Raw genomic sequence first — 16,893 nt, 5'->3', positions numbered from 1 at the left:
CGTTTTCTATTATAAAAAATAGTTGTGCAAAACTAGTGCATTTTTTATGTCAATTGCCCTGATTGAAAAAATCAGCCATCCATTCAATCACATAAAAAGAGTTTTTTATTATTTTCATGTAAACTATACAAGTAGAATGAAGAGTTTGGGGTGCACAAGATTATGGTGAAAATTTTATTAGTAGACGATGAAGAACGTATGTTACGATTATTAGATCTGTTCTTAAGCCCTCGTGGCTATTTTTGTATGAAAGCTACCTCTGGCCTTGAAGCGCTAGAATTAATCGAACAAAAGGACTTCGATATTATTTTATTAGATGTTATGATGCCAAATATGGATGGGTGGGATACTTGCTATCAAATCCGTCAAATTTCCAACGTTCCAATTATTATGCTAACAGCTCGCAACCAAAATTATGATATGGTCAAAGGCCTGACCATGGGAGCAGATGACTATATTACAAAACCATTCGATGAACATGTATTAGTCGCGCGAATCGAGGCTATATTACGTCGTACAAAGAAAGATAGCTTTGTTAGCTTCAATGGTATTGAGTGGGATAAAACGAAACATACTGTTACAGTTTATAATGAAAAAATCTCACTAACTCCTATTGAATTTTCGTTACTCGGACTATTTTTACAAAATACAAACCGTGCCTACAGCCGAGACGATTTAATCGAGAAGATTTGGGGCTATCAAACAGATATCGAATACAGAACTATCGATTCACATATTCGTAATATACGGGATAAGTTACGCAAAAAAGGATTTCCAGTTGAAGATTACTTAGAAACTGTCTATAAAGTTGGATATAAATGGAAAAGCGAATAATTAATTTGATCAGTGGACAATGGTAGACCACTGACCCTTTATATGAAATAAGGTATGGTGAGAAAATGAGCAGACTTTCCCTTAAAGTTGGGACATACTTTTTAATATTAGCTTTATGTATTGAGACAATCGCTTTCGTATCTTTTTATAAAAGTCTTTCAAAAATGCGTGTTGAAGAGGAAACCATTGCTCTTTTAGAGAAGGGAAACCGCTATCGTGATACGATTGAACGACGTGCAAAATGGAGCAAATACGGCAAATACGCTGAGCAAAAAAAACATGCTGAACATCTCAACCGCCCTGCCTCTTCTGGCTTCTCTATTGAAGATGCCGCTGAAGACTTAATGGAAACAGAAGCACTTACTAATTCTGATATAGCCATTGTTATAACTGACAGTAATGGAAAAATCACTTCGGCCTCAGAAACAGTAACAAAAGATATGCAAAAACAACTTCATTGTAAAATCCCCCCAGTTAAAAAGGGGGGATTAATAGTAGAAAAGAATTGGAAAGAATCAAAATTCATCTCAACAGTAACACCAATTGACACAAAAGACTTTCAAGGTAAATTACACATGTTCTTAAAAACATCCTTCTTAGAAGATATGCTACTTAGACTCATGAATCAATTCATTATCGTGAGTATTTTGACACTTATTTTAACAACTATTTCTGTCTTTGTTTTTTCTCGAGTTATTACAGATCCTCTTATAAAGATGAAGAGAGCAACAGAAAAAATGTCAAAATTAAACAAACCAATTCAATTAGGGATTAAACGAAATGACGAACTTGGAAGTTTAGCCACAACCATTGAGGAACTGTCTAGTGAACTGACGTATATGAAAAAAGAGCGAAACGAATTTCTTGCCAGTGTAGCGCACGAGTTACTAACTCCACTAACTTATATGAAAGGTTATGCGAAAGTGGCAAAGAGGAATTCTTTAACGAAGGAAGAACGTGAAGAGTATTTACAAATCATCGAGGATGAAACCGATAGTGTAACTGATCTCGTACAAGATTTATTTATGCTCGTACAATTAGAGCAACATCAATTCGTTATTAAAAAACAAAAAATGCTCCTGAGACCATTTTTAGAACGCATGGTTGAAAAAACAAAAACAACATTAACCAACAAACAAATAGAAATTCATGTATACTGTAAAAATGATTTAGAAGTTTGTATAGATGAAAGGCGTATGGAACAAGTGATGTTAAATTTATTGCATAATGCTTATCAACATTCGCTAGAAAACACTTCTATAACAATACGTGTACTAACCAGTGCAAATACCTTTACAATAAGTATACAAGATGAAGGTGAAGGTATTCCAAAAGAAGATATCCCACACATTTTCGATCGCTTTTACCGTGTCGATAAATCTAGAACACGAGCTACGGGAGGAAAAGGTATCGGACTAGCTGTTGCAAAGGAAATTGTAGAACTTCATGATGGTTCTATCGAAGTTAAAAGCGAATTAGAAGTCGGAACAGAATTTATAATTGAATTACCATTTGAATAATATATGCGTGAAATCACCAGTAGCAGAACACTACTGGTGCTATTTTATTTATAAAACCAGCTCATATAAGCTAAGCTTTTGAAATTATTCTTATTTCAATATAAAATATAGGTATAACTGTCAAAGATTTGGAGGGTGATATAATTGGATATCCATGTATTAACAAAAGACGAAGCAGAAATTTACTTAGAACTTCGAGTAGAAGGGTTAAAACAAAACCCGGAAGCTTTCAGCTCTTCTTATGAAGATATTATTAATAAAGAGTGTGCTATTGAATATAAAGCCCAAAAATTAGCACAAGATGAGAACTATACACTAGGTGCATTTAAAGATGGAGAATTAATCGGAGTTGCAACACTGGAAACGAAACCATATGTAAAACAAGAACATAAAGCGAAAATTGGTTCAGTATACGTGTCTCCAAAAGCACGCGGACTTGGAGCGGGAAAAGCACTTATTAAAGAATGTCTTGAGCTTGCTAAATCTTTAGAAGTAGAGCAAGTTATGCTTGATGTTGTTGTCGGAAACGATGGTGCAAAAAAACTTTATGAGTCATTAGGATTTAAAACATTTGGTGTGCAAGAACGCTCATTAAAATATAACGGACAATATTGGGATGAAGAGCATATGGTTCTTTTCCTAGATGAAGAAAAATAATAAAAAAACATCCTCCATTTATGAGGATGTTTTTTACTTTCTTGTAAACCATGCTGTATATAATAATTGAATGGCCTCTTCAATTTCTTCCTCTAATAAAGTCGCAAATCCAAGCAATACTGTACTTTTGGGAGAAGTCCCTTCCCTATAATACATCGAAACAGGGTACACTTTAATACTCCTTTCAGCTGCAGCTTCCATTAATTCTTTCTCTTCCATCCCGTTATGCACTTTTAATAAAATATGTAGGCCGGAATCTTCCCCTATTACTTCAATGCGATTAGAAAAATATTTTTCTATTACCGAAACAAGACGGTCTCTCTTCTTTCGGTACACAACACGCATTTTATGAATATGTTTTTCCCAATGCCCGTCATTTAAAAATTTCTTAATGATCTCTTGATCTATTCTTGAAACGCTTTGTGTGTAAAATAAATATTGCTCCTGATACTGCTTAATGAGGGGTTTTGGCAACACCATATAACTCATCCGTAATGATGGCAATAGCGCTTTAGACAGCGTCCCCATATAAATTACTTTCCCATCTCTATCTAACCCTTGCAGCGCTGGAATTGGCTTTCCTGAATAGCGGAATTCACTATCATAATCATCTTCAATAATATATCTTCCTTCTTCTTTTTTCGCCCATTGCAAAAGCTGTATTCTTCTCGTAATTGGCATAATCATCCCGCAAGGAAACTGATGCGAAGGTGTAACAAATACAACATTTGCATGGCTATCCGCTAACTGTGACATACGAATTCCATCTCTATCTAAAGATAACATTTGTACATTTTGTTCCCCTTGCTCGAAAACAACCATTTTCCGATGGTACCCAGGGTTCTCAACCGCATAACGACTTCCCTTTAACAACTGAAATAACATTTTTACTAATATTTGCGTACCCGCTCCTATTACAATTTGACTAGCTACGCATCGTACACCTCTAGATTCATACAAATAGCTCGCGATTGCTTCTCGTAAACTTACCTCCCCTTGCGGATGTCCAATAAAAAGTAAATCTTTATTTTCAAATTGCCATACCTCGTTCGTAATTTTTCGATATACATGAAACGGAAAAGTATTAGTATCCACACCCGTTTGAGTGAAATCAAATTTATACTCCTTATCTTGAAAAGGCGCTTCTCCTATTACCTCTTCGCTGCCTTCCACATGAATCATTTGCTCGATTTCACATACAAAATAACCTTTTCTAGAAATCGACTCAATATATCCTTCAGCAAGAAGTTGCTCATAAGCAGCTTCAACTGTATTTTTACTCACTTGTAAATATGTCGCCAGCTTCCTCTTAGCCGGTAATTTCGTAAAGGCCGGAATCGTTCCATCTTTAATCTCTTTTTTTATATACTCATATAATTGTACATACAATGCTGTCTTACTATTTGCACTCAAATTAGGCGTTAGTTCTAACACAACATCTGACCCCTCCCAAAAATACATAACTGATACTTTTTGCAGTACCAGAAGTTCTATATAATTCCTTTTATCATGTAACACATTAATAATCAAATACTAGAGAGGAGATGCATGATAATGAACAATGGTAGACGCATCGGACTTATGATGATTATTACAGGAGCTACCCTGTGGGGATTATCTGGTCCCATGATTCAGTGGCTATTTCAACATACGAACGTATCATCAATTGATTTTTTAACAATTCGCCTGTTACTCGCAGGAATATTCATTTTGGCTTTCTTGCTTATTAAAAAACAAAACATATTTCACATTTGGAAACATCCTAAACACTTTATACAACTTATAATTTTCTCTATTCTTGGCATGCTTGGTGCGCAGTACGCTTTTATCGAAACAGTTCATATTAGTAATGCCGTAACGGCAACACTATTTCAATTTCTAGGTCCTGTTCTTATTACCATTTACGTTGCGTTTGAGCAAAAAAAATTCCCTGCTTCTATGCAAATACTCGCAATTATAACTGCTCTAACAGGGACATACTTTATTATTACAAACGGTTCAATTGAAAATATTGTTTTATCTAAAGCAGCTATTACTTTCGGCCTATTAACAGCGATTGGTTTTGCTTTTTATACCCTTCATCCGGCTTCTCTTATTAAAGACTGTGGAACAACTATAGTAATTGGCTGGGGGATGTTAATTGGAGGGATTGCACTGCTTATTTGTAATCGTTCTTTTGGATGGAATCAGATTTCGCAAACGTTCACACTTCAAACTTTTTCTATGCTTATTCTTATCATTACAAGTGGCACTCTTTCTTTCCTTCTTTATATCGGGAGTCTTAAATATTTAGCAGCAACAGAAACAAGTATTTTATCTAGCATTGAACCACTTGTAGCTGCCATCGTTTCAATTGCTTGGCTTAATGAATCTTTTGGAGCATATCAATTATTAGGCGGAGTATGTATCGTTCTTTCTGTTATTTTCTTAACAATGCCTCAAAAAGAGAGAGAACCAACCTTTTCAACTGAACAAATATAGAAAATGTCAAAAGAGGTCGTACAAAACTTACGACCTCTTTTTATGATTTAAAGGAATTGTCCCGCCTGCTAGCAAATACAATTACACTAACAATAAAAATTAGGAGTGTGGCACCATGAAAAAAATCGGAACTATGCTACTTTTCTCCTTCCTCATTACTGGCTGCGCGCAAGTGCAGCCAGATTCAAATGTACCTAAAAAAGAAGTACTAGAAACGTCATCTTCTCAAATTAACGCACCTTCTTTTTTTCATCTTAGTGTTTTAAAAGATGTAAATTGGGAAGAAGCTCCATCATTCGTAGAAGGAAAAATACCGTTAAAAGGCATCGAAGGAAAAATCGCCATGGCTGATAGCTCTATTATCGCAAATGAACAAAATGAAATAATGTGGTTCTTCCTAGATCCTGAAATGCCAACTGGAAAACTATCTATTATTGCTTTAAAACAAGGCTCTATCCTTCCAACACCAATAATCGTTCCAAAAGAAACTTCCGAACCAAATTGGACTACTTCAAATACAATCGATACTACAATAAAAGAACTCCCTCTCGTAATGTCACTACCTTCATCTGGATTATGGGTATTAAACATATATGTGAATGAAAGATATTATGATCAATTTGTAATCACTGCCGAATAAAGTGACAAAACTGGAACACTTCCTTACAACAATGTAATTTCTACGTCACGTACTTCAATAGTTGGATTCTCTCTCTTCTCTTATACTTAAAGTAAGAAATGAAGCGAGGAGAGATGAGAGATGAAAAAAATGATAGAAGTGATCGTAGCAGTAACTGAGGTTTTAGTAAATGGTAAACAAGTTGCAATGGAATTAAATAAATAATGAAGGGACATAAATAATTCTACCCTTCTTCATTATTTTGATTTCTTATCTCAAAAAAAGCAGTGCCTTTTTAAGGCACTGCTTTTGACTATCTATAACTTGGCATTTTCGTAATTTGCGCCACCCCTGAATCAATGGCTGCTTTCGCTACTACTTCTGCAACACTTGGAACAACTCTTTTATCTAATGGATTTGGAATTACATAATTCGCATTACGCTCTTCGTCTGTAATTATGTTAGCGATCCCATATGCTGCCGCTAATTTCATCTCTTCTGTAATATCAGTCGCACGTACATCTAACGCACCGCGGAATATTCCAGGGAACGCCAATACATTATTTACTTGATTCGAATAATCAGAACGCCCAGTTCCTACTACAGCTGCCCCAGCTTCTAATGCGTCCTCTGGGAATATTTCTGGAATTGGATTCGCCATTGCAAACACAATTGGTTTCTCGTTCATCGTCTGTATAAGTTCTTTCGTTAATACGTTTGGAGCAGATACACCGATGAAAATATCAGCTTGATGAATCGCTTCCTTTAATGTTCCACGTACATATTCTCGATTTGTCTTCTGTGAAACTTCGATTTGCGCTTCGTTCATCCATGTTTCACCTTCACAAACAATACCTTCTAAACTAACTAACGTAATGTGTTTTGCGCCAGCTTTTAATAATAATTTTCCAATTGCAATTCCTGCCGAACCCGCACCGTTAATAACAATTTTCACATCATCCATTTGTTTACTTACAACTTTTAATGCATTAATAACAGCTGCTAAAACGACAATAGCCGTCCCATGCTGATCATCATGAAATACAGGAATATTCGTTTCTTCTTTTAATCGTTTTTCAATTTCAAAACAGCGTGGTGCTGCAATATCCTCTAAATTAATACCTGCAAATGTAGGCTCTAGATTTTTCACAAGGGTAACGATTTCATCCACATCAGTCGTCCCTAAACATAGCGGGAAAGCATCTACATTCGCGAACTTCTTAAATAAAATACTTTTCCCTTCCATAACAGGCATAGCCGCTTTCGGTCCAATATTCCCTAAACCAAGTACTGCTGTTCCATCTGAAACAACTGCAACCATATTCCCTCTTGCTGTATAGTCATACGCTGTTTCCTCATCTGCTGCAATTGCTTTACAAGACTCTGCTACCCCCGGTGTATAAGTCAAACTTAAATCATCCGCTGTATTCACTTCTACTTTACTTGTAATTTCAATTTTCCCTACTAACTCTTTATGCAATAACAATGATCTTTCATTAATTTGATTTTCTAACATACTTATAATCTCCCCTTAATTTGACAAGCTAGCTATACGAATATAGCTAGCTTGTTTTGATCATGAAAACATTTTCAATAAAATTGTTGCTGTTACGACCACTGCAGCCCCGCCTAAACGCGTTGAAATTTGCGCAAACGGCATTAATTCCATACGATTTGAAGCTGATAGAATAGCAACATCTCCAGTTCCACCTAAACCACTATGACATCCAGTTACAATTGCTGATTCAACTGGATACATTTTCATCACTTTCCCTACAAGAAAACCTGATGCTACCATTGTAAGAACAACTGATGCACAAACAACAACATATCCTACAGAAAGAACTGCTGCTACGTCTTTTAACGGAATGTATAGCAATCCTAAACCGACCATTAACGGCCAAGTTAAATTCTTTGAAATAAATTTATATAAATGGAATGCTCCTTGCTCCATTTTTGCTGGCATTAATTTAAAGTATTTCACAAGTGCTGCTGAGAAAATCATAATGATTGCCCCAGGAATACCGATAAACTTAGAAGCGAATCCTCCGAAAATAAAGAATGTACATGCAATCAATAACCCTGCTCCCATTAATGAGAAATCAATTGGTTTTTCTGTATTTTGCTCTTTTAATAACTCTGCTTGATTATCTGTTTTTACTAATACACCATTCCCACTAAGCTCAGGTCTCTTCTCACCTAAACGCTTCATATAGCCTGCGCTCACAATTGCAAACATATTTCCGATAATAGCTGCAGGAATAAGCTGTGATACAAATGTTGCTGATGATTCATTTAAAATATCACCGTAAGCTAGTGATAGCGGTAAAATCCCTTCCCCAATACCACCACTCACAATTGGTACGATGATAAAGAAGAATGTCTGCTTCATTTCAAATCCAAATAGTGAACCTACTAATAAGCCTACTGCTATAGAAGCTAACGTTCCTACTACTAAAGGAATAAACATGCGAACGAAACCTTGTACTAACACTTTACGATTCATTCCCAAAATACTTCCTACTACTAAACAAGAAATATATAAATATAAAAAGTTCGATTTTTTCATTAACATAGTCGCAGCTTCCATTGAAGCTGGATTCATCCAGTTGAAAAATACAAGTAACGATGGAATAAATAATGAAAGAATTGCTGGACCACCGATGTTTTTTAGAATTGGAATTCTCATCCCAATGTCACCTAAGAAAATACCCATAATCATAATAACTGCAAATCCACCAATCATATCTGCTGGTAATTTATTATATACAGATGCCCCATAAATAATAGCAGCCAATACTACATATAACGGTAAAGGTATTACACCGATTTTTACATTCATAATTTTAGAAGCGAACGATTCTCTTTGTACCTCATTTCCCTCAGAAAATGATACCGCTTCCACATTCTTTTGAATTCCCATATGGCACCCCCTTGTTTTCTTAATAACAATATTAAAACGCTTTCAATAGTAAAAATAGTTTTTGTAAGTTTTGTAACTACTTTTGTAATTAAAAAAAGTATAAGCGACCTATAATAAGTCGCTTATACGTAAAAGTCTATTTTGTTTTGGTCAATACACCTTAATTTACTTACCGGCCTTCCCACATGTTGATACACCATTTCATTCTCTAAAACTCCAATTTCAGTCAAAAACATTACATACTTTCGAATAGAAACTCTTGAAACCCCTACTAATTTCGCCATTTCATCTGTTGTAAATGCTTGTCCGTGAAGCGATTTGATTTGCTGCCAAATTAGTTGCAATGTTTGCTTTGTTAATCCTTTCGGAAGCTCTTTATAGTCAAAGGACTCTCTTTTTTCTTTTTGTAAAATTAGCGTATCTAATTCCGATTGACTAATTTTTTGTTGTTCTTTCATGAAAGTAAATTTTTCTCGATACACAGTTAATGCTTCCTTAAAGCGTTCAAATGTAAATGGTTTAATTAGATAGTCTACAACTCCATATTGTAATGCTTTTTTTATACTTCCCATATCATGTACAGCTGAAATCATCATAATATCAATTTCTTTTTCTTGATTTCGAATATACATTAAAAGCTCAAATCCAGTCTCCTCAGGCATAAAAATATCAAGTAATATGAAGTCTACTCGTGACTTCTCTAACACTTCTATCGCCGATTTAACTGAGTTAACTGCATGGACCAGTTCAAACCCTCCAACTTGCTCTAAATAATGCGTATTTAACATCGCAACCATCGGATCATCTTCTACAATCAAAACTTTGATCATCTTATCTCTCATCCCTACTTTTAGGTATTTCAATCGTTATTGTCGTTCCCGTTCCTAACAATGAATGAACATAAATTCTCCCATTTATTCGCTGTATGCTTTCCTTTACAAGATGCAAACCATACCCCCGATTATCACCCTTTGTGGAATAACCTTTTATAAATAATGCATCAATTTCATCTTCTTTTATGCCTTTCCCCGTATCTTGTACTGTAATGATTAATGTATCCCCATATTGTATTCCAACTTCAACCTGCTTCTTCTCACAATTCGTCACCGCGTCTAATGCATTATTAATTAAATTTCCGACAATGGTGATCAGTTCATGAATGATACGTTCATCATATATTTCTGGTAAGTAAGAATCTTCTTTTATAATTAACTTTATATTTTTCTCTCTAGCATAACTAAGTTTACCTAGTAAAAACCCAGCAAATACTGGGCTTTGAATTTTTTTCATAATCCCCCCAATTTCATATTGATGCTCTGATACCATACTACTTACATATTTCTGCAATTCTTCATACTGTTTCATATGTGTTAGCCCTAATACGACATGCATTTTATTCATAAATTCATGAGATTGAGCCCGTAATGCTTCCGCATATAGCCTAATACCAGTTAGTTCTTCTGCCAATTTTCTGATTTCTGTTTTATCACGAAATGTTGCAATCGCACCAACTATTTCACCTTTTACATATAAAGGAACACGATTCGTAACAATCGTAATTCCATAAATATTTTGTTCTTCATTTAATTGTACCTCTCCAGTTTGTAACACTTCTTTTATACGTGAATTCGGCATATACAATTCAACATCTTTACCAATAAAGTCTTCTTCAAGTCCACTTTTCTTAAATAGCCGTTTTGCTTCATTATTAATTAACGTTACTTTCGCTTCTTTATCCACAGCAATAATACCTTCTTTGACCGATTGTAACATCGTATTTCTTTCTTCAAGAATTTTCGCTATCCTATGCGGCTCAAGACCAAATAAACTTTTCTTTATATGCCTAGCTAGCAATATCGCTCCTATAATGCCAACTAACAATCCAACTCCGACACCTATATAAATAATATGTCTACTTTCCTTAACTCTCTCTTTTACATTATCAGCTGAAATACCAACAGCAACCGCACCAAGCTGTTCACCTGTGTCAGCAAAAACAGGAACGAATACTCGCATTGAAATCCCTAAAGTTCCTTCTGCTAAAGATACATGTTCCTTTCCCTTCAATACCGTTCCTTCATCCCCTCCAACGAAATGATGACCTATTTTTTGGGGATTTGGATGAGATTTTCTTATTCCATCCATGTCCATAACGACAATAAATTGAACACCTGTATTTTTTAATATCCTATTTGTATACGTTTGGATGGCGGAAGTATCTGCTTTCCCAATTAAACCATCGATTACCACCGAATCATTCGCTACAATATGTGCAATCGTTTTTGCCTTCTCTGCTTGGCTTTCTTCTGTCGTTCGTTCAACATTATGGCTAATTAAAATATCTGTTACGAGTAAAGAAAAAATTACAACTGTACACACTAATAATGTAATCGTTTTCCATAAATTCCATAGTTTTTTTCTTTTTCTCATTCCTTCAATAGCTCCCCTAGTTATTAAATAGAAAAATAAGTAAGGTGGTATCATTTTCACCTTACTTATTTGCTGTTATTATACTTTAAATTTACTAGTCATTGCTTGTAGTTCTTCTGCCATCTCAGCTAAGTTTTGCGAAGCCGAACTAATTTCTTCCATCGAATTCACTTGTTCTTCTGTTGAAGCCGCAACACTTTGCATACTAGCTGTATTTTCTTCTGCCGCCGCTGCAATTTCATCAATAGCATTTGTCACTTCATTTGCATCTCCAGCGATTTTCTTCGTTGTTTCTACCATTTGATTAACTTGAGAAACAATATGAGTAGTAGAACTTGAAATTTCTGCAAAACTTACTTTCGTTTTGGTTACAACTTCTAAGCCCTGTTGAACTTCCACACTCACATTATCCATCGCCTTAACAGTATGTTCAATATCAGCCTTAATTTCTGCAATTAAATTTGCAATCTCTCCAGATGATTCTCCTGATTGCTCTGCTAATTTTCTAACTTCATCTGCTACAATAGCAAATCCTCGTCCCTGTTCACCTGCTCTTGCTGCTTCAATAGCTGCATTTAAAGCTAATAAGTTCGTTTGAGTAGCAATGTTTTGAATTGCTTCAGAAATAGCCCCTACTTGCTTTGATTTCTCATCAAGAAGTTTAATAATAGCGTCTGACTGGGATACCGACCTAGAAATAGACTGCATTTGTTTTGCGGTTTGTTCAACCAATTCTTCTCCCTCTACAGCTCTTCCTCTCGCATGTAGTGAGGAGATGGAAATTTCCTCCGCACTTCCAGTTACATCTTGAATTGCTGTATTTACTTGTTGTAATGTAGCCGCGCCTTCTTCAACACCTTGGCTTTGTGATTCAGCCCCACCTGATACTTGTTCCATTGCAATTGTAATTTGATCTGTCGCATCATTCGCTTGCTGTACGCTCGCTGTTAACTCTTCTGCCGATGCTGCGACATGTTCTGCTGAAAAGCTAATTTGGGTAATCACGTCTTGTAAAGAAGCAGACATTTCATTAAATGAATTCCCTAATTTTCCTATGTCATCCTTGGAATAAATAGTAATTTCCTCTGTTAAATCCCCCTTACTAATCTTATATGCCGAGTCAGCTATTTTTCGTAATGGTCTTGTAATAGAATTTATAATGAAATAAATTAATACACTACCAAATACAATAGCGATGGCTATGACAACCAAAGTCTTATAAAAAACTGGATTCGCAGCTTGAATAATTTCTTCGTCAAACATAACTCCAACTACTTTCCATCCCGTTTTCTCATTTGTTGCAAAGATTAAATTCTTTTTATCATCTTGTTCTGTATAAGATACATTTCCTTGTTTGTCTTCATAAATTGGTTTAATCCAAGGCTCAGTAACCTTTGAACCTGGTTTTCTAGATGGATGACTAACAATTTGCTTATTTTGATCTAAAATAACCGCATAGCCTTTTTCACCAATGTTAATCATTTTTGAAACCTTTAGGATGTTATCCAAATTCAAGTTAATGCCTATAACACCTTTACCATCTTTTACTTCTTTAGCAATTGTCACTACCATATTTTTTGTAGATGCTGATTGATACGGTGTAGTAACAATTACTTTTCCTTTATTTTCATGCGCTTCTTTATACCACGATCTATCTGTTGGATTATACCCATCAGACATTTGAATAAATGGTTCTCTTATAAACTTTCCCGTCTGCGTTCCAATATAAATACCTTCTACTTCTGGATGAAGCTTTATATATTGCGCTAACTTCGTTCTTACTAGCTCTTCTTGTCCATTTGGATATGTATCCTCTGTTAAGATGTCTGCAAAGTACGTCGCATCAACAAATTTCTCTTCTATATTTTGAGAAATAACAGTATTTAAAACTGAAATGTTTTCCTTTGCTTTACCTGTAATTTGTTGTTCAAAATTTGTTTTGGCAGTTTGATATGAAACACCACCGATAATAAGTCCCGGTATAGTTAAAATAATAAAAAATGAAATGATTAATTTTTTCTTGATACTCATACTTTTAACCCAATTGAATATATTTTGCATAATAAGCCTCCTTTATGTAATAGAACACTTGTGTAATTTTATACAATCAACATGTATAAAACAATATATAATGATAACATGTAATTTTTTTCTTCAATTATGCATTTTTACATATCCAATTCTCCTAAACATTTTAATCATAAAAAATAAGAGAACTTTAGCATATATAATAAGCTAAAGTTCTCTTATTTCTTAACAGCTTCTCTTCAAAAAAAACCTGCAAAACTTCTCTTACAATTCCTTAAATCTTTATCCTTCACCTTATAGTTATATAGTTCATGCTCTCCTTCCTAATTTATTTGGAGTTATTTATATAGCTAATTGCCTGACTCCCCATCTGCACCCATGCCTGTTCAAAACTTCCTCTTGGCACCTTTACATCCAAGCTCTCATTAAGAGGATCGCGAATATATACATATTCCTTATCATATCCAACAAGAACAACACAATGTTCATTATAAGTAATAGAAACATCTCCACCGTTTGTTTCCCATATAGTGAATTCATCCTCATCTAGCGGTGCATATGTTGCATTCGTAATCATGACTACCGGTTGTCCATTATTTACACTCTTATAAATTTCTTCTATACCCTTCCCTGTTAAATCAACAGCTTCATTCGGTAAATACTTTTTCGCTAATTGAAAAAGTGGTCCATGATATACACCGTATCCCGATTCAGAAAACGTATAAATGTTCCCAACAAATCCTTCATTCGGATTTCCTCTTACACCATCGTCTAAAAAATTAACTTTTTTTATTTCACTCGCCAATTTCATCTTATCTACAGAAACACCCGCGTATTGTAACATCATCGCTAAACTTGTTACTTCGCAGCCTCTCTCTAGCTCTGGTAACTGCTGAATTAAGGGCACATTTGATAACATGACTGTTTCATCGTTATTACTAAACTCTATTCGTTTTTGACTTTGTATACTTGATAATAGTAACCCCTTTACTTTCTCCACATACGTTGTAATCCCATTTGTATATGCCCACCATATTCCTATACATAGTACGGTAATACATATATACCACTTCCATTTCCGTATCACTCTCACGCCCTTTTTAATTCGTTAAATACGAATAAAACGCATCTGCATCTGTTTGAATCATTGGTATAAATTTTAGTTCGTTTCCTTTTTCAGGTTGTTCTCGTTTTATTTTTTCCGCTAGCTCTTGAATGCCCATAGTCGTTCTATCCATATTAAGCTCCTCTGCTATCTCTATTACCTTTTGCTCATTTATTTCTCTTAATACTTGATATATATCTTTGCCATATAAATCAATATGATATTTTTTTGCTTCTTCCTGTACTTTTTGTTCGTACACTTCTTGTGCTAACTCTTCCATCTCTTTTCCTTGTTGAGCAATATCTAGCTTTTCTGCCTCTTCTTTAACTTTCGTGCCGTAGATTTCTTCCTCAATTTCTTCTATTTCCTTTCCTTCAGTTGAAACACCAAGCTTTTCTGCTTCATTATTAATTTTAATCTTATTAATTTGATCAATTAAACTTACAATCGACGTATTCTCTATAGATATTCCTAGTTTCAACGCTTCTTGCCTCACTTTTGTTTCATAAATTTCTTCTGAAAGAATTCCAACATCTTTTCCTTCTGCCGAGATACCTAATTGATCAGCTTCTCTTCCTACTTCCGTCTCATGAATTTCTTTTTCTAACGTAATTTGTTCTTTCCCATCCGTTTCAATGCCTAACTTTTCCGCTTTTTCTTCCGTATGCATTGCATGTATTTTTCCATCATTTAATTGTTCTTTACTACGCTGCGTGTAATCTGTCTTTCCTTTTGTCATTCCAGAAGGAGAGGCACCCCCTAATATACTTAAACTCATTACTCCAATAGTAAATACCGTCATCATTTTCTTTTTCAAGACTTCTTCCTCCCTCGCACGCTTTCTTTTTCCAGCTTTCCCATAATTTTTTTTATACTATACATAAACTTCCTCTCTGTTAGAAATAACCTTTTGATTTATCCAGTTCATTCAAAAAACCTTACAGCTTTTCTTTCTATCACAAGTTTCCATTATGTAATACATGCTACAAGTTATTCCTTAACTTTCCCTTAAAAAAGACGACCTTGTAAAAACAAGGTCGTCTTCTCACTTATAATCTTTGATTTTTTGGGAAAATCACTTCAAAACAAGTTCCTTCTCCCCATTTGCTCTCTACCGATATTTTCCCATAATGCTTTTCTACAATCCAATTAGCGATTGAAAGACCTAATCCCGCTCCTTCTGATGGACTTCTCGCTTTATCTCCTTGATAAAAACGATCAAATAACTTTGGAATATCCCCTTCTTTAACTCCTATCCCGTTATCTTTCACTTGTATGCGAATTGAACTACTCGTTTGCATACAATTAATTTGAATATGTCCACCTTCATTCGTATACTTCATCGCATTATCTAGCAATATGACCATCAATTGATGGATTCTCTCTCTATCGCCAATAAACGATATGTCACGTTCTACTTTTAATATCATCGCTTTTTCTTGATAAGAAGCAATTTCTTTATATGGATCTACTATTTCTTCTAACAATTTACCCATCTCAAATGTTTTCTTATCCATCTCGATTTGATTAGAATCCGAACGTGCTAACAATAATAAATTAGCTACGAGCTTCGATAACCGTCTACACTCCTTTGAAATCGTAGAAATATCCATCGCTTTTTCTTCTATCGTCGCAGATGGTGACTGGAATAATATATCTGTTTTTGATTGAATAACCGCAAGTGGTGTCCTTAATTCATGTGATGCATCAGAAACGAACTGCTGCTGTTTCTCCCATGAATTTTGAATGGGTACAAGTGCCCTCCCAGCTAAGAAAAAGCCGATTCCTATTGCACATACACTCCCTACACTACAGCCTATAACAAGAATTAAAAATAAAGTATTTAGCATTTCTTCTTCAGCTGTTATATCGCGTACGATTTGAACTATTTTTCCATCTTTTTGAAACGCGAACGTTCTAAAATATAGCCCTTGCACTTCAATATCTTGCAAAGATCCTAATTTTTTTGGAGAAAACTTTTCCAAATTGTCTTCAAAGATAAAACGGCGTTTGCCGTTTTCGCCACCTATCTCCACTCTGTTTCCACTCCAAGTTAACTCTACTATCCTCGGATCCCCAATTGGAAAATATCCCCTTATTTTTTTAGGTAGTTTTTTATCATCTGAAATCTCTCTATGCTGAACCATTTTTTCTATGGATGTATCTACTTCATTATAAATGCGCTTATATGTGTATGAATAAATAATACTCCCTAATACTCCTATTAATAGGATAAATACTAATGAGTTTACTATAGTCAGACGAATACGTGTTTTTTGAAACATACTTCCCTTTT

The 16,893-nt window shown here is 34.8% G+C and carries 14 protein-coding genes; 5 read left to right on the top strand and 9 right to left on the bottom strand.

Annotated elements, in window-relative coordinates:
* Positions 1-162: 162 nt before the first annotated feature.
* From MHI07_RS02840 to MHI07_RS02830, 3 genes are all read left to right on the top strand, one after another.
* Positions 163-834 carry a response regulator transcription factor gene (locus MHI07_RS02840; RefSeq protein WP_033710483.1) on the top strand — a complete coding sequence of 224 codons (672 nt, stop codon included), beginning with the start codon at positions 163-165 and terminating at the stop codon, positions 832-834.
* A 65-nt stretch (positions 835-899) separates the two neighbouring features.
* Positions 900-2,354: a sensor histidine kinase gene (locus tag MHI07_RS02835; protein WP_340821825.1), complete on the top strand. Its 1,455-nt coding sequence runs from the start codon at positions 900-902 to the stop codon at positions 2,352-2,354.
* A gap of 144 nt (positions 2,355-2,498) precedes the next feature.
* Positions 2,499-3,011, top strand: a complete 513-nt coding sequence (locus MHI07_RS02830) for a GNAT family N-acetyltransferase (protein ID WP_000351210.1) — start codon at positions 2,499-2,501, stop codon at positions 3,009-3,011.
* A 33-nt stretch (positions 3,012-3,044) separates the two neighbouring features.
* Here the strand turns inward: MHI07_RS02830 and pdxR are convergent, their stop codons facing one another.
* Positions 3,045-4,445 carry a MocR-like pyridoxine biosynthesis transcription factor PdxR gene (pdxR, locus tag MHI07_RS02825; protein ID WP_340821823.1) on the bottom strand — a complete coding sequence of 467 codons (1,401 nt, stop codon included), beginning with the start codon at positions 4,443-4,445 and terminating at the stop codon, positions 3,045-3,047.
* Positions 4,446-4,565: 120 nt separating this feature from the next.
* Here pdxR and MHI07_RS02820 point away from each other — a divergent pair, with 120 nt between their 5' ends.
* Together MHI07_RS02820 and MHI07_RS02815 are read left to right on the top strand one after the other, a co-directional pair.
* Entirely contained in the window at positions 4,566-5,492 is a 927-nt protein-coding gene (locus tag MHI07_RS02820; RefSeq protein ID WP_340821822.1) for a DMT family transporter, read from the top strand.
* Positions 5,493-5,607: 115 nt separating this feature from the next.
* On the top strand, positions 5,608-6,132 hold the full coding sequence (locus tag MHI07_RS02815; RefSeq protein ID WP_002159347.1) for a DUF4871 domain-containing protein: 525 nt from the start codon (positions 5,608-5,610) through the stop codon (positions 6,130-6,132).
* A 292-nt stretch (positions 6,133-6,424) separates the two neighbouring features.
* Here the strand turns inward: MHI07_RS02815 and MHI07_RS02810 are convergent, their stop codons facing one another.
* The 8 genes from MHI07_RS02810 to MHI07_RS02775 form a co-directional block, all read right to left on the bottom strand.
* Complete coding sequence (locus tag MHI07_RS02810; RefSeq protein ID WP_016103493.1) at positions 6,425-7,627, bottom strand: NAD(P)-dependent malic enzyme; 1,203 nt, start codon at positions 7,625-7,627, stop codon at positions 6,425-6,427.
* Positions 7,628-7,687: 60 nt separating this feature from the next.
* Positions 7,688-9,034: a 2-hydroxycarboxylate transporter family protein gene (locus MHI07_RS02805; RefSeq protein WP_002113946.1), complete on the bottom strand. Its 1,347-nt coding sequence runs from the start codon at positions 9,032-9,034 to the stop codon at positions 7,688-7,690.
* A gap of 122 nt (positions 9,035-9,156) precedes the next feature.
* Positions 9,157-9,864 (bottom strand): response regulator, encoded by a 708-nt coding sequence (locus tag MHI07_RS02800; protein ID WP_340821817.1) that lies wholly within the window; start codon positions 9,862-9,864, stop codon positions 9,157-9,159.
* Position 9,865: 1 nt separating this feature from the next.
* The gene (locus MHI07_RS02795; RefSeq protein WP_340821815.1) at positions 9,866-11,464 is read right to left on the bottom strand and encodes a sensor histidine kinase; all 1,599 of its coding nucleotides are present in this window, start codon (positions 11,462-11,464) and stop codon (positions 9,866-9,868) included.
* Positions 11,465-11,542: 78 nt separating this feature from the next.
* Positions 11,543-13,525 (bottom strand): methyl-accepting chemotaxis protein, encoded by a 1,983-nt coding sequence (locus MHI07_RS02790; protein ID WP_002159351.1) that lies wholly within the window; start codon positions 13,523-13,525, stop codon positions 11,543-11,545.
* A gap of 295 nt (positions 13,526-13,820) precedes the next feature.
* A complete protein-coding gene (locus tag MHI07_RS02785; protein WP_340826863.1) occupies positions 13,821-14,549 on the bottom strand; it encodes a C39 family peptidase in 729 nt (242 codons plus the stop codon).
* A gap of 43 nt (positions 14,550-14,592) precedes the next feature.
* Entirely contained in the window at positions 14,593-15,414 is an 822-nt protein-coding gene (locus MHI07_RS02780) for a transporter (protein WP_340821811.1), read from the bottom strand.
* 232 nt (positions 15,415-15,646) lie between these two features.
* The gene (locus MHI07_RS02775; protein ID WP_016103487.1) at positions 15,647-16,882 is read right to left on the bottom strand and encodes a sensor histidine kinase; all 1,236 of its coding nucleotides are present in this window, start codon (positions 16,880-16,882) and stop codon (positions 15,647-15,649) included.
* Between the last annotated feature and the right edge of the window lie 11 nt (positions 16,883-16,893).

Source organism: Bacillus sp. FSL H8-0545 (assembly GCF_038006105.1).
Taxonomy (GTDB): Bacteria; Bacillota; Bacilli; order Bacillales; family Bacillaceae_G; genus Bacillus_A; species Bacillus_A cereus_U.
Note: the sequence above shows the minus strand (reverse complement) of the source record. Positions and strands in the feature narration are given on the sequence as shown.